Raw genomic sequence first — 24,540 nt, 5'->3', positions numbered from 1 at the left:
ATTGGGGGGGAACACACGACAAATACGGCCGCTCAAACAGGAGCCGAAGTCTCGACATCATGGCCTTGACGCAGCTTGGATGAGCGATCCATCATGCAATGAAAGCAGGATTCCAACGCCTGTATTTTCAAGCAATCGTTGTCGGACTAGGCCTGAGGCCAGAGGACCCGGACACGCAAGCCTCCCAATTGCGGTGACTCGTCAAGCAAAAGCCGGGCGCCACTGCTTGTGGCAATGCTCTGAACAATCGCCAGCCCCAGACCGCTGCCGCCCGCCATGCCTGCAGCCCCCTGGCCACGCACAAAGCGCTGCAGGACGCGCTGGCGCTCGGCCGCTGCGATGCCGCCCCCCGAATCCTCCACCACCAGCGCTCGGCCGTGCTCGTCCTGCAGCCAGCCCACGTCGACACGCCCACCTTCGGGGACGTACTTGATCGCGTTGTCCAGCAGATTGCGCAGCAGTACCGCCAGAGCCTCCGCATCTGCGGACACGCAGAAAGAGGACTGCTGGTGCGGCGCTTCACTCAACCCCATGTCCAGCCCTTTGTCCTGGGCAGCCGGCGCCGCATCCACCAGAGCCTGCTCCACCAGCAATCGCAAGTCTGCCAGCGATGCGCCTTCGGTCTGCGGCTTGGCTTCCTGCCTCGCCAACGCAAGCAACTGCTCCACCAGCCGTCTGGCGCGCCCGATGCCCTCCGCGAGGCGCGCCTGGGCCGCCTCGCGCTCGGCGCTGTCCGTTGCCTTGCGCAGCAGCTGCAGCTGCAGCTGCAATGCAGCCAGCGGCGAGCGCAGCTCATGAGCGGCATCTGCCACGAAATTCTGCTGCGTCTCGAAGGCCTCGCGCACGCGCTGCAGCAAACTGTTGAATTCCTGCACCAGAGGGCGCATCTCATCCGGCAGATCATGCTCCGCAACCGGAGCCAGATCCTGGGGCTGACGCAGGGCCAGCTCCCTGCGCACCCGCTGCACGGGGGTCAGGGAGCGGCGAATCACCCACCACACGGCCAGCGCCAGCAGCGGCAGCAGCAGCACCACGGGCAGCAGGCTGCGCCAGGCCGCAGCGCGCGCCAGCAGTTGACGCACGCGCATGTCCTGGGCAATCTGAATCACCTGAGAGCGCGTCTGGAGCGAAAACACACGATAGATGGTGCCGCGCGCCGGCACGTCGGCAAAACCCAGCACGGCCATCTGGGGCAAGGCATCTCCCAGGGCCGATTCGAAGATTCTCAAGCCTTCGTTGGTCCAGACCTGAACGATGAATTCGTTGTTCTCATCTTCGGGTGGCGTCCCCTGCGGACGGCCCTTGGCATCGACTGGAAGGCCTGCGCGCAGTGCAAACGCCGTCTGCTGCATCTGGTAGTCGAACAAGGTATCGGTCTGCTCCAGTGCATTGCGATAGGCAAAAGCCCCCTGCAGAACAGCCACCAGCAAAATCGCCATGCCGATGAACAGCAGCAGGCGCGCGCCCAGCGAACCCGGAAGCCTCAGCCGCTTCAATGCCTGGCTTTTGCTCATGGTCTGGGTACCATGTATCCGAGGCCACGCACATTGAGCACGGCGGCAGCACCGAGCTTTTTCCGCAGTCCGTGGATATAGACCTCCACGGCATTGCTGCTGACCTCATCGCCCCAGCCGTAGAGTTTGTCTTCGAGCTGCTGGCGCGACAGCGTGGCTCCCGGCCTTGCCAGCAATGCCTGCAGCACCGCCCATTCTCGGCCTGACAGGGTGACCGGCAGACCATTCACACGGGCCTCGCGGGTATTGGGGTTCAGCATGATGCCGCCATGCTCGTACACGGCCTCCAGATGCCCTGCGGCACGTCTGGCCAGCGCACGAATGCGGGCCAGCAGTTCGTCCATGTCATAGGGCTTGATCACATAGTCATCGGCACCGGCATCAAGGCCCGCAATGCGATCACGCACGGCATCACGCGCCGTGGCAACCAGCACGGGAGTCGCGTCCTTGCGCGCACGCATCTGGCGCAGCACCTGCAGGCCGTCCATCTGCGGCAATCCCAGATCAAGCAGAACCAGATCGTAATGGTGGCCCCGCAGCGCCGTATCGGCCCGGGCGCCGTCCTGAACCCAGTCCACCGCATAGCCTTCGCTGCGCAGCAGCGCCAGCACGGCCTGGCCGATCATGGTGTCATCTTCAACGAGCAATAAGCGCATGGCGCAAGGATAGCGCCGCTTCTGCGGGAGTGAACAGCACCCGATTCAAAGGGAGCATCGCAACCCGCCTTCTCGCCCCGACGGCACCTTGCATGCAGGGCTGGCAATCACACCGCAGCCTCGATGCCCGGCATCGCCATGCGCGCCTTGGTCAATGCCATGCCCAGGTTGGCAGTACGGCGACAGACAAAGACGGCCACATAGTCGGGGACTGCCTTGCTGCGCAGAAAGACATGAATCAGGTTATCGCTGTTGATGATGATTTCCTGAAAGTAGTGATGGCCGTCATCGCTGATGCCGCGCGAACGCTTGAACAAGGTCTCGATCATGGAGACATTGGGGCCGTTGAACAGATCGGCCGTGGCAGCCGCCACCAGATCGATCACTTCACGCGGATGGGAGTCCACGGTGCGAATCGATAGCAGCATGCCGGAGGCAGCATCCACATAGCCAGCGGCCAGACATTCAGGCACCGAAGCCACGGCCTGCGTCAACACAGCATCCAAACTCATGGGGTTCTCTCTTTCCTATTGCTTATCTTTTTGCGCGATGCGCTCTATCCCGGCCGGCAGGAATCCTGCCGGAGCGGCCCTGAAAACATCACGCCATCTTTTGCAGCAATGCGTTTTCGAATTCGTATACCAGCGCCTCCTGCGCCTCGGACTGCACGTACTGGGCATCGATCAATCGCACACGACGCAAAGCCTCTTCGGCAGTCAGGCCCTCGCGCACCAGCCAGGCCGCCAGCACGGTGCCGGTGCGGCCCAGTCCGGCAAGGCAGTGCACCGCCAGCACCTCTCCACGGCGCAGAGCGGCAGACATGCGCGCCAGCAGCATCTGCATCTGCGCCACCGTCGGCGGCTCGTGGTCATAGACCGGCAGGTGAAAGTTCCTGAGTCCGTTGCGGGCCAGCGCATCCTGCGGAAAGTCCTTCTCCGTCAACGTGATCAGCATGGTGATGCCGCAGCGTTGAAGCGCCTTGAGATCGGCGTCCATGTCGTACACCACGCCCGGCCAGGGAGTACCCGCCAGCCGCCCTGGCACCAGCCAGGAAAACCCGCTCGGGCCCCGGCTGGCAGGCACGGCATTTTCAGCGGCCTGCAATGGCTGCATCTCCATCAGCACGGCCGCACTGACGGTGCGAGCCTGATAGCGGTATCCAGAGATCTCGCCAGATGCTGAAAGCACCAAGGCTGCGGCCGGCCCAGACGCCCCCGGCTCGGGTGCCGCGACAAACTCCGGCGCAGGCCGCTCGGGATCCTCCACCGCGACCGGCGACGATGGACACGGCTCCGAAAATTCAGCGATGGCCGCCAGAGCTGCAGCAGGCAGCGGCGGTGGGGGCAGCACATCATCGGCCAGCTCCTGCACAGGCGTTCCCGGCATGGGTACGGCGCAGCTGCCGCTACGCACGAACTGCTGGCCGGCAGCGCTGAGCGGATGCTGGATGAACTGCTCCATTGCTGCGGCCTCCTGGATACGCCCGCCTGCGAGCAGCAGCATCTGCTGCGCAGCAGCCTGTGCATGCTGCTGCTGGTGCGTCACCATCAGCACACAGCGGTGCTGACCGATCTGCTTGATCACGTCCAGCAACAAAAATGCCTCATAGCCCTCCAGCTCGGCCGTGGGCTCATCGATCATCAGCACTGCCGGCCTGGCCCAGGCCTCGCGCAAAATGGCCACGGCACGCTGCTGCACTGCACTCAACAGCATGGTGGGCTTGTCCAGCACCTGGGCAAGCTCGGCCAGGCCATAGTGTTGCAGCTGTTCGGTCACCCAATGACGCCATTGCAGTGGCGCACGTGACTCGCACTGGCGCGCGTTCTCGATCAGGGCATCCAGGGTATTTGCGCGCATCAGCCTGGCGTGCTGCTGCACCAGGCGCGGCAAGGCCTGCACGCCATCGGCGCTCCAAGGCATACGCAGCGGCTGATCGGCATAGACCACCTGTCCCCAGCTGCGAAAGCGCGGATTGCTGGCATTCAGCCCGGCCAGCGTGCGCAGCAACGTGGACTTGCCGGTTCCGGCGGGGCCCAGCAAGGCGGTTACGCCTGATTGCGGCAGCGTGAAGTCCACTTCGGCCAGAACCACCCGCGGACCAAATGAAGCGCCCAGGCCTTGCAATTGCAGACTGTGTTGCTGATCCAAGAATGTCCCCCTCGCAGCGCCTGTTTCGAGGGCCGTCACGATTTGTTCGCGGTCACACCGAATTGCCACCGCATGGCGCCCCAAAGGCGAACGAATGTTTTGGCCGGCAGTCTATGGCATTACATCCCCTGCAACTCGTTACCTCTTGAAACATGACAACAATATGGGGAAATCCACTTTGAAGTCATTGATTCAGATATTTTTAGTTTTGAATCAACCAATGCGGATCAAGAAAAACCGCAACCGGAAGGTTGCGGTTCTCTGCAGGGTCAAGGCACCCGTCAACCCAGCCGTACCGGCACAAAGATCTTGTTGCCATCGCGCCAGATCAGCACGGCCACGGTCTTGTCCGCCCTGGCGACTGCCGCCCGCACTTCGTCGATGTTTCCGGCAGGAGCGCCGTTGATGGACAGCAGCACGTCGCCCCGACTGATGCCTGCGGCTGCAGCAGGGCCGCTGGCCTGCGCCACCAGCAGTCCGGAATCCACGCCAATCTGCCGTTTCTCCTCGGGCTGCAGCGGGCGTAGCGCCAGACCCAGCTTGCCCTTGTCGCCATCGCTTGGGGAGCTGGCCACCTTCACCGATTTGTCGCTGGCATCGCCCAGGGTCGCACTCAGGGTCTTGGATTCACCCTTGCGCCAGACTTCCAGCGTCACTTTCTGCCCGGGCAGGGCCTGGCCGATGAAGGCCGGCAGATCGCCGGATCCGACAATGGGCTTGCCATCCACCTTGCGCACCACATCGCCGGGCTCCAGTCCGGCCGTGGCGGCAGGGCCGTTCTTTTCGACACTGGCGACCAAGGCCCCTTCCGGCTTGTCCAGCTTGAAGGAGTCGGCAAAGGCCTGGTTCACTTCCTGCACACTCACGCCCAGTTTGGCGTGCTGGGCTTTGCCGGTTGCCTGAATCTGCTGTTGGACACGGGTTGCCAGTTCGATGGGAATCGCAAACGACACTCCCTGATAGCCCCCCGAGCGGGTGTAGATCTGGCTGTTGATGCCCACGACCTCGCCTTGCGCATTGAAGAGCGGACCGCCGGAGTTGCCGGGGTTGATGGCCACATCCGTCTGCAGAAAAGGCACAAAGGAGTCGTCGGGCAGGGAACGCCCCTTGGCGCTCACCACACCGGCCGTCACGCTGTTTTCGAAACCGAAGGGCGAGCCGATCGCCAGCACCCAGTCCCCCACACGCAGCTGGCTGGTCTGGCCCAGCTTGACCGTGGGCAGGCCGCTGGCGTCGATCTTGAGTACTGCCACGTCGGTCCTGGGATCGGCTCCCAGCACCTTGGCCCTGAACTCGCGGCGATCATTGAGCTTGACCGTCACCTCCTTGGCACCATGCACCACGTGGGCATTGGTCAGGATCACGCCATCACTGGAGACGATGAAGCCGGAGCCCTGTCCGCGCATGGGTGTATCGGGCTGCTGCGCACGCGGCCCCATGCCCTGACCACCGGGCATGCCTGGAATGCCGAACTGGCGGAAGAATTCAAAGAAGGGATCGTCAGGGCTGATGCCCGGGCCCTGTTGCTGACGTTCGCTGGTCGGGTCGCCTTCATCGTCGCTCATGGCACGAGAGGAACCCACCACGCTGATATTGACCACGGCCGCGCCGTTACGTGCCGTGATATCCGCAAAATTGGGAGCATTCACCGCAGGCAGGTTAAGCGCTGTGGGCTGTGCAGCCACTGCAGACTCGGTGGCCTGGGCTGCGCTGCGGGTTCCCACCAGACCGGCACCGGTGGCGCCCAGTGCGCCAATCGCACCAGCCGCCACGAGGGCCATGACCAGTCGGCGAGGCGTGGACAGAATTGTGTTCATGGTCATCCTTTCAAAGAAAAGCACCGGATCGGTGTCATTGAAGGGAAGTTTGACCTTCCACACTTAGGCGAGACTTAGGCGCTCGTGGTTTTCAGCCTGGCTCCTGAACCGGCATTCGCCGGCACCTGCCGCGCCGCGACCTCAGGCCTCTTGCGACCGGGAATCACTTTCCTCAGATCAGCTCCAGCACCAGCTCCGGCGGGCGGCAAAGCCTGGCCCCCTTGGGCGTGACCACGATGGGGCGATTGAGCAGCACCGGATGCGCAGCCACGGCCTGAATCAGTTGCACATCGCTGACAGCGGCATCGTCCAGCCCCAGCTCCTTGAAGCGGGGCTCCTTGCTGCGCAGCACGTCACGCACAGGCACGCCCAGGTGCGCGACCAGCTCGGCCAGCTCGGGCGCCGTCAGTGGCGTGGCGAGGTAATCCACGATGTTGGGCTCGATGCCACGCTCGCGCAGCAATGCCAGCGCGCCACGCGAATTGCTGCAGCGGTTGTTGTGGAAGATGGTGATATCGGGACGATTCACGGGGGTGTCGGTACTGGTGATCATGGCTGCAGTGTAGCGAGCCCGTGCACGGACAAGGCTTTGCCCGCATCCGCTGCGCCCCCCCGATGCCGGCCGCACCAGAGCCCGGCCGTGTGCCAGCTCCGGGCCTGTCTGAAAACGCCGAGAGTCGGCAGCATGAGCGCTTTTTCCCAAGCACGGGCCCCAGGCGCTGCACGCCGCCAATGACCAGCGGGCTGCGGCAGCCACGCAGGGCACGCCCGGCGGCCCTGCATCCACACTGTGGCATGCCATCGGTCCCGGCCCGCACACGGCACGCACCGGGTCTTCGGCGCTCGGATCGCCAAGGACCTTGCACGCTGGCACCAGGTCTATATCCGCACCAAGGCAACGCGGTGGGGCGTCCGCCTGGAGCATCAGGCCGCAGCGGAAGTGACCGCCACCGCAGCCGGCACGGGCTCCGTCTCTTCCTCATGCGCGTCAAATTCGCGCCCCGGCAACAGCAGATTCATCCCCACGGCCACCAGAGCCGCCACGGTGATACCCGACCCAAAGACCTCGCGGACAAAGGCCGGCATCCTGGAGAGCAGATCGGGGCGCACCGTCACGGCAAGCCCGCAGCCCAGCGAGACCGCGATGATCAGACCGCTGCGGCGTGTCTGCTCGGCGCTGCTGAGCATGCGAATGCCCGCCAGGATGATCATGGCGAACATCATCAGACCCGCTCCGCCAAGCACCGGCTGGGGAATCGTCACCACCAGCGCACCGAGCACCGGGAACAGTCCGGCCAGCAGCAGCATCACGCCCGTCAGCATTACCACATGGCGGCTGGCCACGCCGGTGAGCGAAACCACGCCCACGTTCTGCGCGAAGGTGGATACCGGAGGGCTGGACATCACGGCGGCAAAGGCCGAGCCCACGCCATCGCACAACATGCCGCGGGCCAGGCGCTTGCCGCGGATCGGCGTCTGCGTTGCCGCTCCCAGCGCCATGAAGGTTCCGGTGGTCTCGACAATGGTCACCAGAAAGGCGATGGACATGGCAACGATGCCCGATACCGGAAAGCTCATGCCGAAATGCAGCGGCTGAGGAATCGCGAAGATCGGTGCCTCGCGCACCTGGGTGAAGTCGATCAGGCCCAGGGCCAGGCACAGCAGATAGCCACAGGCAATCCCCAGCACCACGGCCGATGCCGAAATCACGCCCTTGCCCCATTGCACAAAACCGATCACCAGCGCCAGCACGAAGCCGGCGATCGCCAGGTTGCCCACGGTGCCGTAGCTGCCGCTGCCCACACCGCCTGCGGCCCAGTCCACGGCCACGGGGGTGAGCGACAGCCCGATCATGGTCACGACCACGCTGGTCACGGTATGCGGGAAGAAGCGACGGATCACCGGCATGAAAAAACTGCCGATGATCATCACCAGCGAGCCCAGCAGCGAGGAGCCCAGGATGCCGGTCACGCCATGCTCCAGCCCCACGCTGATGCCTGCGCCGACAAAGGCAAAACTGGTGCCCATCACGCAAGGCAGGCGTATGCCGACCGGCCCCACGCCTCGGCACTGAATGACGGTGACCACACCCGAGCCCAGCAAAGCCGCGTTGACCAGGGCCACGATCTGGTCGGCCGGCAGCTTGAGCGCACCGCCGAACACCAGCGGCACGGCGATGATGCCGCCCAGCGCGGCAAGCAGATGCTGCAGCGAAAGCAGCGTGGTGGTGATGAGGCTGGGCGGACGGTCTTCCACCCCGTAAAGCAGTTTTTCCATGGTCTTGTCTCCTGTTTTTTAGGTATGCAATCGCCGGGGAATAGGCTTCCCCGCGAAGGCCACAAGACTAAGCACGCAACCGGGAGTTCTCATACGCGATCGCCGATACCGCCCATGCAGGGCGCCGTATAGCTTGGCCAGCATCGAGAAAAAGCTTCTGGCACTCCAGGTCACCCGACACCCGTCCCGGGCCCGCCTTTCTCCAGCGCCCCGAAGGCCTGGAATCTCTCTCGCCGATGTGCAGCCATCGCATTCGACCAGCGATGGCCGCCACCGAAAAGGTCTCAATGCCCGGCTGCGGCTCGCTCGAACAAGCTTCGCGCAAGATTGCGATGCCGGCCCAGCACCGCGGGCAGGTCGGCCGTGAGCAGGCGGCCGTCCTCGACCACCACACGGCCGTTGATGACGCTGCTGGACACATTGCCCGGCGTGCAGAACACCAGCGCCGCCACGGGGTCGTGGCCTGCGCCGGCATAGCCGACGGCCTCCATGTCGAAGGCCACGAAGTCGGCCGACATGCCTGGAGCCAGCGCGCCGATGTCGTCGCGGTTGAGCACGCGTGCACCGCCCAGCGTGGCAATTTCCAGTGCCTCGCGGGCGCTCATGGCCGCCGGTCCGTAGCCCACGCGCTGCAGCAGCATGGCCTGGCGCGCCTCGCCCAGCATGTGGGCTCCGTCATTCGACGCGCTGCCGTCCACCCCCAGGGCCACGGACACACCCGCATCACGCATGCTGCGGATAGGCGCAATGCCCGAGGCCAGGCGCATGTTGGAGCAGGGGCAGTGCGCCACACCGGTGCCGGTGCGCGCAAACAGCGCAATGCCTTCGGGATCGAGCTTGACGCAGTGCGCGTGCCACACGTCGCGGCCCACCCAGCCCAGGTCCTCGGCGTATTGCGCCGGGGTCAGGCCGAATTTCTCCCGCGAGAAGGCCACGTCGTTGTCGTTCTCGGCCAGATGGGTGTGCAGCGAGACGCCATGCGCACGCGCCAGCACCGCCGACTCGCGCATCAGATCGCGCGTCACCGAGAACGGCGAACATGGGGCCAGCACCACGCGCAGCATGGAGTGACGCGAGCCGTCATGGTATTGCTGGATCAGGCGCAGGCTGTCGCGCAGGATGGCCTCCTCCTCCTCCACCACCACATCGGGCGGCAGGCCCCCCTTGCTGCGCCCCAGGCTCATGGAGCCGCGCGCCGCATGAAAGCGCATGCCCATCTGCTGCGCAGCCGCAATGGAATCGTCCAGGCGCGAGCCATTGGGGAACAGGTAGAGGTGGTCGCTGGTCGTGGTGCAACCCGACAGCATGAGCTCGGCCATGGCCGTCTGGGTCGAGACATGGATCATCTCGGGCGTCAGATGCGACCACAGCATGTAGAGGTTCTGCAGCCAGGCAAACAGCTCGGCATCCTGGGCGGCCGGCACGGCACGCGTCAGGCTCTGGTACATGTGGTGGTGGGTGTTGACCAGGCCCGGCGTCACGACCTTGCCGCGCATGTCCAGCACGCGCGCCTGGCCCTCGTCCGCCATGCGGCGGTATGGCGCCGGCAGTTCAGCCGTTGGCCCCACCCAGAGCACGGCAGGCCCGTCCGACACCAGCGCGCCATCGCGGATCTCGCGGCGCTGCGCATCCATGGTGACCAGTACGTCGGCATTCAGGGCAATCAGGGTCATGGGTTTCTTCCTCTCTAAACAAGAAGCGCCAGTCTAGAGAGCCGCCCCGGTGCGCGATAGCGCCGAATTGCGCCAACCATGTCCACAAAATGTGGACAAAGAATCAGTGCTTTCTGGCGTAGAGCCGCGCCAGCGCGGATTCGATGCTCGCGGCCATGAGTGCCGCTGCGGAACTCAGCTCCGCCCCCTTGCGCACGAACAGCATCAGGGTCTGGCGCTGCAGATGCGCATCGCGCAATGGCACAAAGCTGAGCGAGCCGCGGTCCAGCTCTTCCAGCACATCCAGCGCGTTGAGCAGGGCGATGCCCTCGCCCAGCATGACCAGCCGCTGTATCAAGGCCATGGAGGTGGACTCGGCCACCGGCGTCACCTCGATCGCACTGCGCACGAAGGCTTCGTCCAGCAGACTGCGTATGGTCAGAGCCGGTGCCGGCAGAATCAGCGGATGCCCCAGACATTCGCTGAGCAGCAGCGACGCCTGGTTCGCCAGCGGGTGCTTGGTGGGCACGATGGCGCCGATCTGCCATTCACTGGCCGCCAGCATGCGCAGACCTGGTCTGGGCGGCAGGTCGTAGGCAAGACCCAGATCCACCTCACCGGCTTCCACGGCAGACACAATGGCCTGCGTGGGCAAGTCGATGACACGCACGACCATTCCCGGATGGCTGCTGCGGAAGTCATGCACCAGGGATGGCAGCAGGGAACCCGCCAGGCCAGACGTCGCCGCCACCGTGATCTCGCCGCGCCGCATGCCCTTGAAGTCGGCAATGCGTTCGCGCAGCACAGCATGCTCGCGCAAGGTGCTGCGCACATGGGCCAGCACCATCTCACCCAGTGGCGTCAGGCGCAGACGATTGTGAATGCGGTCGAACAGCGGCGCGCCGAGTTCGGCCTCCAGATCGAGAATCTGCCGATTCACGGCCGTGGGCGCCACATGCAGATACTCTGCCGCCTTGCGGATGGAGCCGCGGCGGACCACTTCATCGAGATAGCGCAAAACTCTGGCGTGCATGCGCGCAGCCTACACGGGTTTGAGCGGCTGGGGAAAGCGCCGTCAGGACGCCTCGTTCTGGCGCAGCCTGTCCACCCTGGCGTGCAAGTCCTTGGCCCAGGCGCGTCGGTCGCGCCCCTGGGCAGTCTCCGCCTCGCCGTAGTGCACCACGGCAATCAGCTGTTCCGAGCAAAGCACGCGCCAGATGGAACCCAGCAGCGTCTCGTCCCCTACGTAGGTGGCCGCATAGCTGGTGCCACCGGTTCTGCCATCGACAAAACGCAGCCCCACGGGCTGCACCGGTGCATCGCATTGGACGGCGGCTTCGATCAGATTGGAATGAAATGTGAGCAGGCTGCGACCATCGCCCGTCGTCCCCTCGGGAAAGACGGCCAGGATTTCGCCGCGTCTGAAGGCCTCCTCCATGGCCCCCACCATGCGCAAGGCATCACGGCGCGAGCTGCGCTGGATATAGAGCGTGCCCGCTGCCGTCGCCAGCGTGCCGATGATGGGCCAGCCCTTGACGTCGGACTTGGAGATGAAGCGACAATGGCGCGCCGCATGCAACAAGGGTATATCGAGCCAGGAGATATGGTTGCTGACCATGAGCACCGGCCCTTGGGCTGGAGGCTGCCCCCGGACCTGCAGCTGCACCCCCGCCCGCAGCAGCAGCGCTGCGGCCCAGGCCTGGACATGCTCGTGCTGCTGCAGGTAGTGCATCTGCGGAAAGCGAAACGCCACGATCCAGGTGCCCTTGCCCACATGGGCCAGCAAACGCAGTCCGCGCCAGACTGCGCGCAAGCCGGTTCTGATTTTGTACAAGCCGTTTGCCATGATTCTCGGACAGTGTAGCGGCTCGTTGTGACGCCGTTGCTGCAACATGAAACGGGGCCCCCCGCTTGCTGCCGGCAGCGCACAGCAATCAAGGCCCCCCGGCAAGCGCCGTCGTGCAGCTCAGCGGCCTCACCCTGCCCCGGCCCGGCGCACCGAGCGAGGGGCTCCCGACGAGGCGTGCCCGACGAGGGGTGCCCGGCGAGGGGCTGGGCGCCAGGCGACTCGGTGGATATCAGCGCTGATAGGCCACCGTACCCTCCACGATGGTCAGACCCACACGGGCGGGCAGCTCGTAGCCATTGAATGGCGTGCTCTTGCCCTGGCTTTGCAGCGCCTTGGGATCGACCGTCCATTGGGCATCCGGGTCGACGATGCACAGATCGGCCACGCCGCCTACCTTCAGCTGCCCCAGCAACGACTGCTGCTCGCCCAGCGCACCTCCCAGCACGGCCACCGGTGCGCAAGTCACGACTGCCAGCGCGCGGTTCAGCGGCACCTTGTAGTCGCGGCTCCACTTCACGGCAATCGACAGCAGCAGCTCCACGCCGGTCGCACCCGGTTCGGCCTCGGCAAAAGGCAGCACCTTGGCGTCCTCATCCACAGGGCAGTGATCGGAAACCAGCGCATCGATGGTGCCGTCGGCCAGCGCAGCCGACAAGGCGTCGCGGTCGCGCTGCTGACGCAGCACGGGCACCACACGGGCGCTGCTGTCGAAGTAACCGATATCGTTCTCGGTCAGCAGCAGCGAATTGATGGACACATCGGCCGTCACGTTCAGGCCCTCGGCCTTGGCCCGGCGCACCAGCTCCACGCCGGCCGCACTGGAGATGCGGCACAGATGGACCCGGGTCTGCGACCCACGGATCAGCTCGAAGATGGTGTGCAGCGCAATCGTCTCCGCCGCCACGGACACGCCGGCCAGACCCATGCGGGTCGCCAGAGCGCCGCTGGCGGCCACGCCCTTGCCCAGATCCTTGTCCTGCGGTCGAAGCCACACGGCATAGCCGAAGGTGTTGGCGTAGCTCAGCGCACGGCTCAGCGTGGTGATGCTGGACAGCGGCACGTCCGCCTGACCGAAGGCCACGCAGCCGGACTCGGTCAGCTCGGCCATCTCGGTCAGCGTTTCGCCCTTGAGGCCTACGGTCAGCGCTCCCATGGGGAACAGACGCGACTTGTGCTGCTTCTCGGCACGGAACTTGAGCATTTCCACCAGGCCCTGCTCGTCGAGCACGGGCTCGGTATCGGGCGGGCAGACCAGGCTGGTCACGCCGCCGGCCACGGCAGCCGCCATCTCGGACTGCAGCATGCCTTCATGCTCGTGACCGGGCTCGCGCAGACGCACGGCCAGGTCCACCAGACCGGGCAGCACCCACTGGCCCGAGGCGTCGATTTCACGCTCGGCCACAAAACCCTCAGGCACCGTGCCGACGGCGGCGATCACGCTGCCATCGATGGCGATATCGGCCTGCTGGTCGAAACCTCGTGCCGGGTCCATCACCCGGCCATTGCGAATCAGAATCTTCATGGTTTGGCACCAAATTGGCTTCCAGCCCTTGCCACACAAGCGCTAGCAGCTATAAAAATATCTCTCAAAACCCTCACCACCAGCAACTGCAGTTTGCTTCGTCGACTTTCGCACGGGACACCAAGCTAGGGCCGCCCCGACGCGAGGGTGTCGTCCCCCTCCCGCATCGCGAGAGAGGGGGAAGCCGCGCAGCGGCTCAGGGGGTGTTCAAGCCTCATTCCCCGCGACGATGGACATGACCGCCATGCGCACGGCGATACCGAAGGTCACCTGAGACAGGATCACGGCCTGCGGGCCGTCCACCACGGCGGAGTCGATCTCCACGCCGCGGTTGATGGGGCCGGGGTGCATGACGATGGCATCGGGCTTGGCCAGTTCCAGGCGCTTTTCGGTCAGGCCGAAGCTCTTGAAGTATTCCTGGCTCGAAGGCAGCAGCGCGCCGCTCATGCGCTCGTTCTGCAGGCGCAGCATGATGATGACGTCGCAGTCCTTGATGCCCTCCTCCAGATTGTGGAAGACGCGCACGCCCATGCTGGCCATGTCCGAGGGCACCAGGGTACGCGGGCCGACCACGCGAACCTCGGCAGCGCCGAGCGTGGTCAGGGCGTGGATGTCCGAGCGCGCCACGCGCGAGTGCAGCACGTCGCCCACGATGGCCACGCGCAGATTGGAGAAGTCCTGCTTGTAGTGGCGGATGGTGTACATGTCCAGCAGGCCCTGGGTGGGGTGGGCATGGCGGCCGTCGCCGGCATTGACCACATGCACATGGGGCGCCACATGCTTGGCGATCAGATAGGGAGCACCGGACTCGCTGTGGCGCACGACAAAGATGTCGGCCGCCATGGCCGAGAGGTTGTCGATGGTGTCCAGCAGGGTCTCGCCCTTGCTGGCCGAGCTGCGCGCGATGTCCAGGTTGAACACGTCGGCCGACAGGCGCTTGGCCGCAATCTCGAAGGTGGTGCGGGTGCGCGTGCTGTTCTCGAAGAACAGATTGAACACGCTTTTGCCGCGCAGCAGAGGCACCTTCTTGACTTCACGGTCGTTGACGCTGACGAAGTTGCTGGCCGTATCGAGAATCTGGGTCAGGATGTCCTTGGACAGGCCTTCGGTGGAGAGCAGGTGGATCAGCTCGCCGTTCTTGTTGAGTTGGGGGTTGCGCTTGTACAGCACGATCAGGCCTCTTGAATGCGGAAGTGGAAAACACCGCTCTCGTCGCGCGCCAGCGCCAGGGAACGGTCGGCCGGCAGCGCCACGCGCGCTGCGGCAAAGTCGGCCTGGATGGGCAGCTCGCGCCCTCCCCGGTCCACCAGAACGGCCAGTCGCACACTGGCGGGACGGCCGTAGTCATAGAGTTCGTTGAGCACGGCACGCACGGTGCGGCCGGTGTAGAGCACATCGTCCAGCACCAGCACATCGGCGCCGTTCACATCGAAGGCGATCTGGGTCTGAGCGCTGGAAGCCATGCCGCGCTGGGCAAAATCGTCGCGGTGCAGCGAGGAAGACAGCACGCTGGGCTTGCCCTTGAGATTCAGATCCTTGTGCAGACGCTCGACCAGCCAGGCACCGCCCGAGGTGATGCCCGCCAGACGGGTATTGGGGCCCATGATGCGCTGCACACCGCGCAGCAGCTCGCTATACAGGGCTTCAGCGTCCAGGATCAGGCTGCCCTGACCCGGCTGGTTTCCTGCAATGGTTTCACTCATGGGAGACTCCTCAAAAACTGTTCAAGAATGATGCAGGCCGAAGCCGCGTCGGCGTCGCGTGCGCCACCCGCCAGGGCTTCGGTCGTGCTGTAGCGTTCGTCCACCTCGTACACCGGCAGCTTGAAGCGGCTTCTGAGCTGACGGCCGAATTTCAGGGCCCGGGCCGTGTTCTCGTGCGCCGCCCCATCGGGGTGATAAGGCACGCCGATCACCAGGGCACTGGGCTGCCACTCGCGGATCAGCTTTTCCACGGCGGCCAGGCGCGCATCCGCCGCTTCGGCCCTGATGGTGGGCAGCGGGTTGGCACCGCCCAGCACGCGGTTGCCCGAAGCACAGCCCGTGCGCTTGATGCCGAAGTCGAAGCCCAGGAACTGCTGGAAATAGGCAGGCACCTCGGGCTTTTGCGGCGCAGGTGCCGCCGCAGCCCTGGCAGACGCAGCTTCGGCCGAGGAAAAGGCCGCATCGGCGGCCTTGTTGGAAGAGGAGATATCGCTCATGCGCGACCCGACTCCGGGGACAGCATCCAGCGCTGAAGACCCAGCAAACCCAGAGCGCGGTCGTAGCGCTCGTCCACCGGAGTGCTGAAGATGACGTCGGGGTCGGCTTCCACGGTCAGCCAGGCGTTTTCGCCGATTTCGGATTCGAGCTGGCCCTCGTCCCAGGAGGAATAGCCCAGCGTGACCAGCACGCGCCTGGGACCGGCCCCATCCGACAGCGCTTCGAGCACATCCTTGGATGTGGTCATCTCCAGCCCGCCGGGAATGGTCATGGTCGAAGCATAGGCCGACTCGTTCTCGGCTGCGCCTTCGATGACCATCGGTTCATGCAGCACAAAGCCGCGGTCGGTCTGCACCGGGCCACCGGTAAAGACCTGCTGGTCGCGCAAATCATCGCGCTTGAGACCCAAATCCACTTTTTGCAGCAGGCTTTGCAGGCTGAGCTTGGAGGGCTTGTTGATAATCAGACCGAGCGCGCCACGCTCGCTATGCTCGCACAGGTACACCACACTGCGCGAAAACGACTCATCTTCCAGGCCGGGCATGGCAATCAGGAAGTGGTGCGTCAAGTTGATAGGCGCAGATTCTGCAGACATGCAGCGATTTTAATGGCGATCCATGACTCCTTCTTACCCTGTGGGCTTGATCTGGCTGCGGCGCGACCTGCGCCTGGCCGATAACGCGGCCCTTAATCATGCATTGCAGCAATGTGAAAAGCTGTATTGCGTCTTTGTCTTCGACGACGGCATTCTGGCCCCCCTGCCCCGAGCAGACCGTCGCGTGGAGTTCCTCTGCCAGAGCCTGGCCGAACTGGATGCATCCCTGCGCGATGCTGCGGCACGCCCGCAGACCGGTCTGATCACGCGGCGTGGCCTGCCGCAGGACATCATCCCGGCGCTGGCCCGGCAACTGGGCGCGGGCGCTGTCTTCTGCAATGACGACGACGAACCCTCAGCCCTCGCCCGCGACGCCCAGGTGGAACGCAGCCTCCAATCCCAGGGGCAGTTGCTGCTGCGCTTCAAGGACCACCGTATCTTCGCGCGCGACGAGGTGCTGACCCAGAGCCTGTCGCCGTTTTCAGTCTTCACGCCCTACAAGAACGCCTGGCTGCGAAAAATCACACCGTTCTACCTCTCTGCCTACCCCAGCGAACGCGCCCTTGCTGCCCGGCTGGCCGACCTGCCGGAGTCCGAGCGCCGCCCGGTTCCCACGGCCGCCGAACTGGGCTTCGCCCCGGACACACTGGCCGGCCTGCGCCTGCCTACCGGAGTCAGCGGAGCGCGCCAGCTGCTGGCCGACTTTCTGCCGCGCCTGCCGCAGTACAAGGCGGCGCGCGACTTTCCGGCCCTCAAGGGGCCCAGCTACCTCAGCGTCCATCTGCGATTTGGCACCGTATCGATACGCGAGCTGGCCCGCCTCGCCCACGAGTCGGCACACAACGAGGAGTGGACGGCCGCCGCGCGCGAAGGTGCCGCCACCTGGCTCAGCGAGTTGATCTGGCGTGATTTCTACTTCCAGATCCTGGCCCATCAGCCCCATGTCGTGGGGCGCAGCTTCAAGCCTGCGTATGACGCCATCGAATGGGAGACGGGAGCCGAGGCCGACGCGCTCTTCGCCGCCTGGAGCGAGGGGCGCACCGGATACCCGCTGGTCGATGCCGCCATGCGCCAGCTCAATACCAGCGGCTATATGCACAACCGGCTGCGCATGGTCACGGCCAGCTTTCTGGTCAAGGATCTGGGCCTGGACTGGCGCCGGGGGGAGGCCTATTTCGCCGAGAAGCTCAATGACTTCGACCTGGCGGCCAACAACGGCGGCTGGCAATGGGCCGCCTCCACGGGCTGCGATGCCCAACCCTGGTTCCGCATCTTCAACCCGGTGACCCAGAGCGAGAAGTTCGATCCGGACGGCAAATTCATCGCGCGCTATGTGCCTGAAGTGGCCAGGCTACCAGCCAAGCTGCGTCACGCCCCCTGGCTGGCCAGACCGCTGGAACTGGCCGAGGCAGGCATCACGCTGGGGCGCGACTATCCCTTGCCGGTGGTGGATCATGCGGCGGCGCGGGAGAAAACCCTGGCCCGCTACGGAATCCTCAGAAAAGAGTCCTGATCTGCCGTCCTGCCTCCAGATCCTGCAACGAACCCATCCGAAGACGCAATGCGGACTGCGGTGCGCAAGGCTGTCGGGCTTGAGCCGGCTACAACAAAAAAGAAGCAGATTGCGTACGCCTCTCATGCATTTCAGATTGATATCAACCTTCAATGCACTAAAGAACGACGCAATCCGCTTCTTTATCAGGAGCAGCGCCTATTCGAGCACCGCCTCCGATTCTTCGGTGGGCCCGCCAAGCGGCCTGCTCTCGGGGGCGGGGCCGCTGCGCTGCAGTGCGTAATGCCGGATCAGGCCCAGCAGCTCCTCGTCGGAATAGGGCTTGCCCAGATAGTGATTGGCCCCCAGGTCACGGGCCATTTCACGATGCTTCTGGGCAATGCGTGAAGTGATCATGACCACGGGCATGCCCGCGAGCGTCTGATCGGCGCGGATGTTGCGCAACAGATCGAAACCGTCCATGCGCGGCATTTCGATGTCCGACAGCACCAGGGTCGGACGCTCGTCCTGCAGACGCTCCATGGCTTGCAAGCCGTCGGCAGCCAGCGTGACACGGTAGCCTTCGCGCTGCAGCAGACGCTGGGTGACACGGCGCACGGTGATGGAGTCATCCACCACCAGCACCAGCGGCACCGAGGTCTGCGCGGCATCGGCGCCCGGCAGATCGATGCCGCCTGCCCGCGCCTGCTCGCCACCATCGGCGGCCGCCTGCTCGGCCTTGGCCAGCATGGCCCGCACCTGCTCGCCGTGGACGTTGGCCAGCGCCACCGGGTTGTAGATCTGCACCACAGCCCCCGAGGGCAGCACGGACATGCCGGTCAGGCCCGGCAGGCGCGACAACTGCGGACCCAGATTCTTGATCACCACTTCCTGGTTGCCCAGCACTTCATCCACATGCAGCGCCACACGCTGCGAGGCACTGCGGACAATCACCACGGGGCGTGTGCGGCCAAGGTTCTCCTCGCTGCGCAGCGAGCTCTGCCACAGTGCACCGGCCCAGTAGAAAGGCATGACTTCGCTGCCGTCCCGGAACTCCTGCCTCCGATAGCTGTCTTCCAGCACATCGACGGGTACGCGACGCACGATTTCCACCAGATTGGCGGGCACGCCCATGGACACGGCCCCCATGCGCAGCATCACCACCTGGGTGACGGCGGTGGTCAGCGGCAGCACCAGACGGAAGGCACTGCCCCTGCCAGGCTCGGTATGGGTCTCGACACGGCCGCCCAGGGCGTTGACTTCTGAACGCACCACATCCATGCCGATGCCGCGGCCGGCAACACCCGTCACTTCGGTGGCCGTGGTGAAGCCCGGCTCGAAGATCAGACGCGCCGCATCCTCCAGCGTCATGGGGCGCTCTTGCGTCCACAGCTTGAGGCTGATGGCCTTGCCGCGAATCCGCTCCAGATCCAGGCCGGCACCGTCGTCCTCCACCGACAGCGCCACATCGTTGCGCTCCTGGCTCAGCACGATCTCGATGGTGCCGACAGCCGGCTTGCCCAGCGCCTCGCGCTGCTCGGGCGACTCGATGCCGTGTGCCACGCAGTTGCGCAACAGATGCTCGAAGGCCGGCATCATGCGCTCCAGCATGCCGCGGTCCATTTCGATGGTGCCGCCCAGGATGTTCAGGCGCACCTGCTTGCCCATTTCCTTGGAGGTCTGGCGCACCACGGCATACAGCCGCTCGGCAAAGGAGTCGAACTCCACCATGCGCGTGCGCAGCAGATCGCGCTGCAGATCGCGCGCCTGGCGGCCCTGGGCCACCAGGTCGTCTTCGGCTGCCGCCAGATCCCTCTGCAGGTTGCGCTGCACGGTGGCCACGTCGTTGACCGACTCGGCCATCATGCGGGTGAGTTCCTGCACGCGGGTGAAGCGGTCGAACTCCAGCGGATCAAAGCCGGCCGCCGTGTCCTTGGACAGGGCCAGACGCGACTGCATCTGGCTTTCGGCCTGCACCTCGATGTCGCGAAGCTGCGTGCGCAGACGCTCCAGGTTGCCTGTCAGATCATGGAGCGCCGAACGGGCCTGCGACAGACGCGCATCGACGCGCGAGCGTGCAATCAACACTTCGCCGGTCTGGGAAATCAGGCGGTCCAGCAACTGGGCACGCACGCGCACGGTCTGCTGCGATGCGGCACGCGGCACCACCGGCGCGGGCAGCTCAATCGACTGCGCCGTCTCGGCGGAGCTCTTCTCACCGGCTTCAGCAGACGTCGCGGCCGGCCCTGCCCCGGACTCTGCCGCACCCAGGTGCAGCGGCGCCTGCACCAGGTGATCGTCCAGCTGGGCCAGCGGCTGCTCGGGCTCCTGCTCGCCGGCCATGCGCAGCACATCGAAGCTGGCCTGCAAAGCGTCGAAACTGCTCAGCAGCGGCTCTATCGCGTCCGCCGAGGGCCGCTCCTGGTCGATGCGCTCCACGGCCGATTCCAGGCGGTGGGCCATTTCGCCCATGCGCATGGCACCCGCCAGGCGTGCGCTGCCCTTGATGGTGTGCAGCGCACGCAGGACTTCGTTGCGGGCTTCATCCAGGGAAGGACGACCATGCCAGCGGCGCAGTGCGGCGCCGAGCTTGGGCAACAGGTCGATGGCTTCCTCTTCGAAGATGGGAAACAGGTCGGGATCGACCTGATCGAGCACGTCGATGTCGTCCTCATCCTCGCCGGCATGCACCGCCAGCGCAATGGCTTCATCGATGCGCCGCTGCAGCTCGGCCTCATGCTCCACGCTGCCTCCGGCAGGCACCATGGAATACGGAGGCTGCACCGGATCGTGTGCCGCATCCGGCAACAGGTCGGCAGCCGCCTCCAGGACCTGCTCGGACGGCTCCTGCGCGGCAGCCTCGGCACGCTGGGGCGCAACCGATGCCTCAGACAAGCCGGCGGCGAAGTCCAGCGGCACATCCTTGGGGTCGGCGGGCTGCTGCAGGGCCTGCACCTCGGGCCACTCGGCCGCGTCCAGCCCGGCGAGATCGACAGGTTCGAGGTCGAGCGGCTCGGCCAGGACGCTGGCGTCGATGGGGGTATCCAGAATGCTGCGCAGCGCCTCTTCGACCGCGGGCAAGGCGTCCTTGAGGAAGCCCGCCGCAAACTGATGCAGGAGGCGCCGCACCTCGTCGGACGCACTCAGGCATTGCTGAATCTGCACTGCGCTGGCATAGCCCTGAGGCTGCAGATGCAGCAGTGCATGCTCGAGCAGGCGCGCCAGCTCCGACAAGGCCTTGAAGCCCACGGTGCCGGAGCTGCCTGCCAGCGAATGCGCCAGCGCGATCGCATCGTCGGGAATGGCTTCGCCGGGCTCTTGCAGCCACTGCTGCAACACCTCGCCGAGACGCTCGGACCAGTCGTCCGCTTCATTGAGATAGACGTTGTACAGCGCTGCGCTGATGCGCAGGCCGTCAATATTGCGATGGCCGTCATCCGGCTCGGCCTGCTCCATCGCCGGGACTGCGGAACCTGCCGCCTGAGCAGGTTCTTCGGCCACGACGGGCTCGGGCACGCCTTCCAGCAAGGCTTCGATCGCCTCCAGCTCGAGTACGGCCTCTGCGGAGGGCAACTCGGCCGCCGTGTCCACGGGGTCCGTCCCAACGGGGGGCGTCCCGACGGAAGCTGTTTCCACGGGAGCTGCTTGCGCCCCGATGGCGGTCTGAGCGGCGATGGAAGCCTGTTCGCTTTCGCGCATGGCCGCCTCGAAGGCCGCAAAGTCCAGCTCCTGCACCTCTTCCGAAGTGCTGCTGTGCCCTGGCGAGGGTTGAGCCTCGATCCCGACATCGGCGGCAGCGCCTTCAATCCGCTGCGGCTCGGGATCGCCTGCCGACTCCAGCGCGGGCAACGCCGATGCATCGTGCACCACCGGCGCCGCCGGTGGCTGCAGCAGATCGTCGGGGAAATCCAGCTCCGGCAAGGTGAAGTCGTCCGTTCCCGCTTCCGGCTCCGGCCCGGCCCCGGAAGATAGCTCCTCCAGGGAGAAGTCCAGTTCGGGCATGGCAAATGCGGGCTCGCCCTGGGCCGTCTGCAGGTGAGAGCCGCGCTCCTCGGCCACGGTCTCCTGCGGCCACTCCGGCACCGGCTCATGCACTGCTGCGGCTTCCACCGGGGCCGCATCCGGCACCGGATCCCTGCGCTCGGCGCGACGCGGCACCAGGGCCACGTCGGCACGCTCACCCTGCAGGCGCATGGCGTCGGCCGCCGCGCGGAAGGGCGTGGCCGACCAGTTCTGCGCCTGCTGGTTCTCGATACCCTGGGCCCATGCGGCAAAGGCCTTCAGGGCATCCCGGGCCAGCTGCTGCATGTCCTGCGGCATGGGCCGCTGCTCTGCCAGCCAGGCATTGAGCATCTGCTCCATGGCCCAGCCGGCTTCGCCAAACTCATCCAGCCCCACCATGCGCGAGCTGCCCTTGAGCGTGTGAAACGCCCGGCGCAGCGTGGTCTGCTCGCTCAGATTGCCGGGCTCATCGGCCAGGGCCTGCAGAGCCTGCAGGCCGTTATCGACGACTTCACGGGCCTCCTCCAGGAAGATGGACAGCAGCTCGTCGTCGCCATCGAGCTCTTCGGCACTCAGCTCCGCGGACGCAGACGGGGGCTCTGTCGCAGCCACTGCTGTGCTGCTCGGACCGGCCGGATCCTGGCCTGAATGGGAGGCGGTGGCGGCGTCATCCTCGACCGGCCTGCCCGATTGCATGTCCGCAAACACCTGGGCCATGGCGTCGGCCAGGGCATCGGAGCCTGCCACGGCCGGCTCGGCCGCAACGGGTGCGGCCATGGCCTCGAAATCGGGCAAGGCACCGGGCTCGGTCGCGGCCCAGGGAGGACTGTCCTCGTCGTCGGTGAGTCGGGCGTGCAAGGGCTGCGGCCGGGCCACCGGCCGCACTTGTTCGGGCGGCGGCGGTGCAGCAACCGAAGGCTCGACGGCCGCGGCTGCTGTTGGAGTGGCCGCTGCGGGGACTGCAGAGACCGCAGGCGGCGCAGACGGCACGCCATCCATGGGAATGTCCACGGTCGGACGGAAGGCTTCGGGGCCGCGACTGCGGCTGTGACCCATGACGATGCGCAGCTCGTCCTTTTCCTCGTCATAGACAAACAGCTTGCGCGCCATATTGCGCTGGTAGCTGAGCATGTCGATGAGAAAGCCCATGGCGCCCAGACTGCTGCCCAGCTTCTCGAAGATGCGAGGCTGGTTCTCGACCGTCACCTCGCCGAGCATCAGATGCTCGACGGTGTCACGCATGCGCTGCATGGCGGTCGCGGCCTGCTCGAAGCCCAGCACCGACAGCACGCCGCGCATTTGCGCCATCTGACCCGGCACCGAGGCCAGCGCCGAGGTATCCGAGGGATTGCGGAAGAACAGATCCAGCTGCTTCTCTGCCTCGCCCAGGGTGATGCGCAGCTCACCAACCACCGATCCCATGGTCTGCTGGTCGCTGGCCTGACGGTAGAGCTCCTCCATCCAGATTTCCAGCGGCTCGGACTGGGCACCATGCAAGGCGGCATCCAGGCGCTGAACCAGCACGCTGGACTGGGCGGCCTGTACTTCGTCGTCATGCCCGGCCGTCATGAAGCTGGCCTGCAGGTACAGCACGGCGGTCGCCACCTCCATGGCCAGCTCGGCCGGTGGAGGCTCGCCGATCCGCTCCACGGTCTCGGCGACACGAATCAGCGCGCGCGCCAGACCATGACTGACAGGCTGCAACTTGACCAGCGACTCGGACACCTGCCCGAACTGCTCGGCCATGGACCTGATCTTGCTGCGGTCGCCGCCGGCGACGGCCGACCAGGTCTCGGCCGCCGCCGCAATGCGCTTGCGCGCCTGCAGGAGCACCGATGGATCGAAGCGGCCATAGCGCGCGACGTGGTAGTCCACCACCGGCATGTGCTCCATGGCATAGGCTTCGTGCACGGCCTTGAGACTCTCACCGGCCTGCTCGCGGGGCTTGGCCTGGGAGCAGAAGAACATCAAGTCCTGCAGCAGACGTGCGGGCGGCAGGCTGTCGCCCCTGGCCATGCTGGCGTACTGCATGAGCACGCGCGAGGCCATGCGCTTGACGTAGATATCGGCGGTGATGAGTCCGCGCGCCAGGCCTTCGAAGAAGGCCGCAGCGATCTTCCAGAAACTGCGTGCCGCCACGTCTTCGGGATGGGCCGCTGCAAAACGCCGGCAAAGCTCGCACATCTGCGCGGCCGCCTCCCGGTCGTCGCTCTTGACCATGCGCAGCACCACGCCGTCCAGCATGGCGCGCGCATGCGGCCCATAGGCCAGCGGCTCGGGCATGGCCCCGGTCCAGCGCGGCTCGCGCGCGCGGCGCTCCGCCGGCCACAGGTCTGCCGGGTGTGCCTTGTCGTTGCCTGCCAGCAACTGGGTCTCGCGGTACTGGGGGAACAGGGCCACTGCAGAGACCTGCTGGCCGGCCAGCACGGCCTCCAGGAATTCCATCAGCGCAAAGTGCGTGCGCTCCAGGGTGGTCGCCGCTTCCTGCGTGCAGTATTCGGGACGCTGTACAAAGCGGTTGACCGCAGCTTCCATGCTGCGCATCACCTGGGCAGGAGCGGTCACGCCCACCATCTCCAGAGCACCGCAGGCCTGATGCAGCTGCTGGCGGGCAATGCGCAGTGCCGATGTATCCAGCTCCTCCAGATCGGACAAACGGGCTGCATCCGCATCGCGCATGAAGCGGTTCACCGCCTTGGACGCCGCCTCCAGCGACTTGCGCACCTCGTCGAGCACCCAGGCCAGCGGGCCCAGATCCTGCTCTGCAGACAGGGCTGCACGTATTGGCGAGTCGTCAACCACTGACATGCTCCAG

17 protein-coding genes are annotated in these 24,540 nt (G+C 65.5%); 1 reads left to right on the top strand and 16 read right to left on the bottom strand.

Annotated features, from left to right (window positions below; all coding sequences use genetic code 11):
- Positions 1-146: 146 nt before the first annotated feature.
- The 15 genes from E2583_RS10965 to E2583_RS10895 all read right to left on the bottom strand — a co-directional run bounded on the left by E2583_RS10965 (position 147) and on the right by E2583_RS10895 (position 16,231).
- Positions 147-1,514, bottom strand: a complete 1,368-nt coding sequence (locus E2583_RS10965) for an ATP-binding protein (protein ID WP_291595700.1) — start codon at positions 1,512-1,514, stop codon at positions 147-149.
- Positions 1,511-2,170 carry a response regulator transcription factor gene (locus E2583_RS10960; protein ID WP_291595699.1) on the bottom strand — a complete coding sequence of 220 codons (660 nt, stop codon included), beginning with the start codon at positions 2,168-2,170 and terminating at the stop codon, positions 1,511-1,513. Before E2583_RS10960 ends, E2583_RS10965 begins: the two co-directional genes overlap by 4 nt.
- A gap of 107 nt (positions 2,171-2,277) precedes the next feature.
- The gene (locus tag E2583_RS10955) at positions 2,278-2,682 is read right to left on the bottom strand and encodes a hypothetical protein (protein WP_003051562.1); all 405 of its coding nucleotides are present in this window, start codon (positions 2,680-2,682) and stop codon (positions 2,278-2,280) included.
- 88 nt (positions 2,683-2,770) lie between these two features.
- Positions 2,771-4,318, bottom strand: a complete 1,548-nt coding sequence (locus tag E2583_RS10950) for an ATP-binding cassette domain-containing protein (protein ID WP_291595698.1) — start codon at positions 4,316-4,318, stop codon at positions 2,771-2,773.
- Positions 4,319-4,599: 281 nt separating this feature from the next.
- The gene (locus tag E2583_RS10945; RefSeq protein ID WP_291595697.1) at positions 4,600-6,135 is read right to left on the bottom strand and encodes a Do family serine endopeptidase; all 1,536 of its coding nucleotides are present in this window, start codon (positions 6,133-6,135) and stop codon (positions 4,600-4,602) included.
- A gap of 172 nt (positions 6,136-6,307) precedes the next feature.
- A complete protein-coding gene (gene arsC / locus E2583_RS10940; RefSeq protein ID WP_291595696.1) occupies positions 6,308-6,688 on the bottom strand; it encodes an arsenate reductase (glutaredoxin) in 381 nt (126 codons plus the stop codon).
- Between the two features lie 371 nt (positions 6,689-7,059).
- Positions 7,060-8,412, bottom strand: coding sequence for a nucleobase:cation symporter-2 family protein (locus E2583_RS10935; protein ID WP_291595695.1), 1,353 nt, complete (start codon positions 8,410-8,412; stop codon positions 7,060-7,062).
- Between the two features lie 284 nt (positions 8,413-8,696).
- Positions 8,697-10,085 carry an 8-oxoguanine deaminase gene (locus E2583_RS10930; RefSeq protein WP_291595694.1) on the bottom strand — a complete coding sequence of 463 codons (1,389 nt, stop codon included), beginning with the start codon at positions 10,083-10,085 and terminating at the stop codon, positions 8,697-8,699.
- Positions 10,086-10,188: 103 nt separating this feature from the next.
- Entirely contained in the window at positions 10,189-11,097 is a 909-nt protein-coding gene (locus E2583_RS10925; RefSeq protein ID WP_291595693.1) for a LysR family transcriptional regulator, read from the bottom strand.
- A 42-nt stretch (positions 11,098-11,139) separates the two neighbouring features.
- Complete coding sequence (locus E2583_RS10920) at positions 11,140-11,910, bottom strand: 1-acyl-sn-glycerol-3-phosphate acyltransferase (protein ID WP_291595692.1); 771 nt, start codon at positions 11,908-11,910, stop codon at positions 11,140-11,142.
- Positions 11,911-12,142: 232 nt separating this feature from the next.
- Positions 12,143-13,435, bottom strand: coding sequence for a dihydroorotase (locus E2583_RS10915; protein ID WP_291595691.1), 1,293 nt, complete (start codon positions 13,433-13,435; stop codon positions 12,143-12,145).
- A 207-nt stretch (positions 13,436-13,642) separates the two neighbouring features.
- Complete coding sequence (locus tag E2583_RS10910; RefSeq protein WP_003051536.1) at positions 13,643-14,605, bottom strand: aspartate carbamoyltransferase catalytic subunit; 963 nt, start codon at positions 14,603-14,605, stop codon at positions 13,643-13,645.
- 2 nt (positions 14,606-14,607) lie between these two features.
- Positions 14,608-15,138, bottom strand: a complete 531-nt coding sequence (gene pyrR / locus E2583_RS10905) for a bifunctional pyr operon transcriptional regulator/uracil phosphoribosyltransferase PyrR (protein ID WP_003051528.1) — start codon at positions 15,136-15,138, stop codon at positions 14,608-14,610.
- Positions 15,135-15,635, bottom strand: a complete 501-nt coding sequence (ruvX, locus tag E2583_RS10900; RefSeq protein WP_291595682.1) for a Holliday junction resolvase RuvX — start codon at positions 15,633-15,635, stop codon at positions 15,135-15,137. Before ruvX ends, pyrR begins: the two co-directional genes overlap by 4 nt.
- Positions 15,632-16,231, bottom strand: coding sequence for a YqgE/AlgH family protein (locus E2583_RS10895; protein WP_291595681.1), 600 nt, complete (start codon positions 16,229-16,231; stop codon positions 15,632-15,634). The genes ruvX and E2583_RS10895 overlap by 4 nt, the downstream gene beginning before the upstream one ends.
- Positions 16,232-16,253: 22 nt before the next feature.
- Between E2583_RS10895 and E2583_RS10890 the strand changes: the two genes are divergently transcribed.
- The gene (locus E2583_RS10890; RefSeq protein ID WP_291595679.1) at positions 16,254-17,744 is read left to right on the top strand and encodes a deoxyribodipyrimidine photo-lyase; all 1,491 of its coding nucleotides are present in this window, start codon (positions 16,254-16,256) and stop codon (positions 17,742-17,744) included.
- A gap of 198 nt (positions 17,745-17,942) precedes the next feature.
- Here E2583_RS10890 and E2583_RS10885 read toward each other — a convergent pair whose 3' ends face one another.
- Positions 17,943-24,533 (bottom strand): Hpt domain-containing protein, encoded by a 6,591-nt coding sequence (locus E2583_RS10885; protein ID WP_291595677.1) that lies wholly within the window; start codon positions 24,531-24,533, stop codon positions 17,943-17,945.
- Positions 24,534-24,540 lie beyond the last annotated feature (7 nt).

Source organism: Comamonas sp. (assembly GCF_009360615.1).
Lineage (GTDB): Bacteria > Pseudomonadota > Gammaproteobacteria > Burkholderiales > Burkholderiaceae_C > Comamonas.
This window is presented reverse-complemented; position numbering and strand designations above follow the sequence as displayed.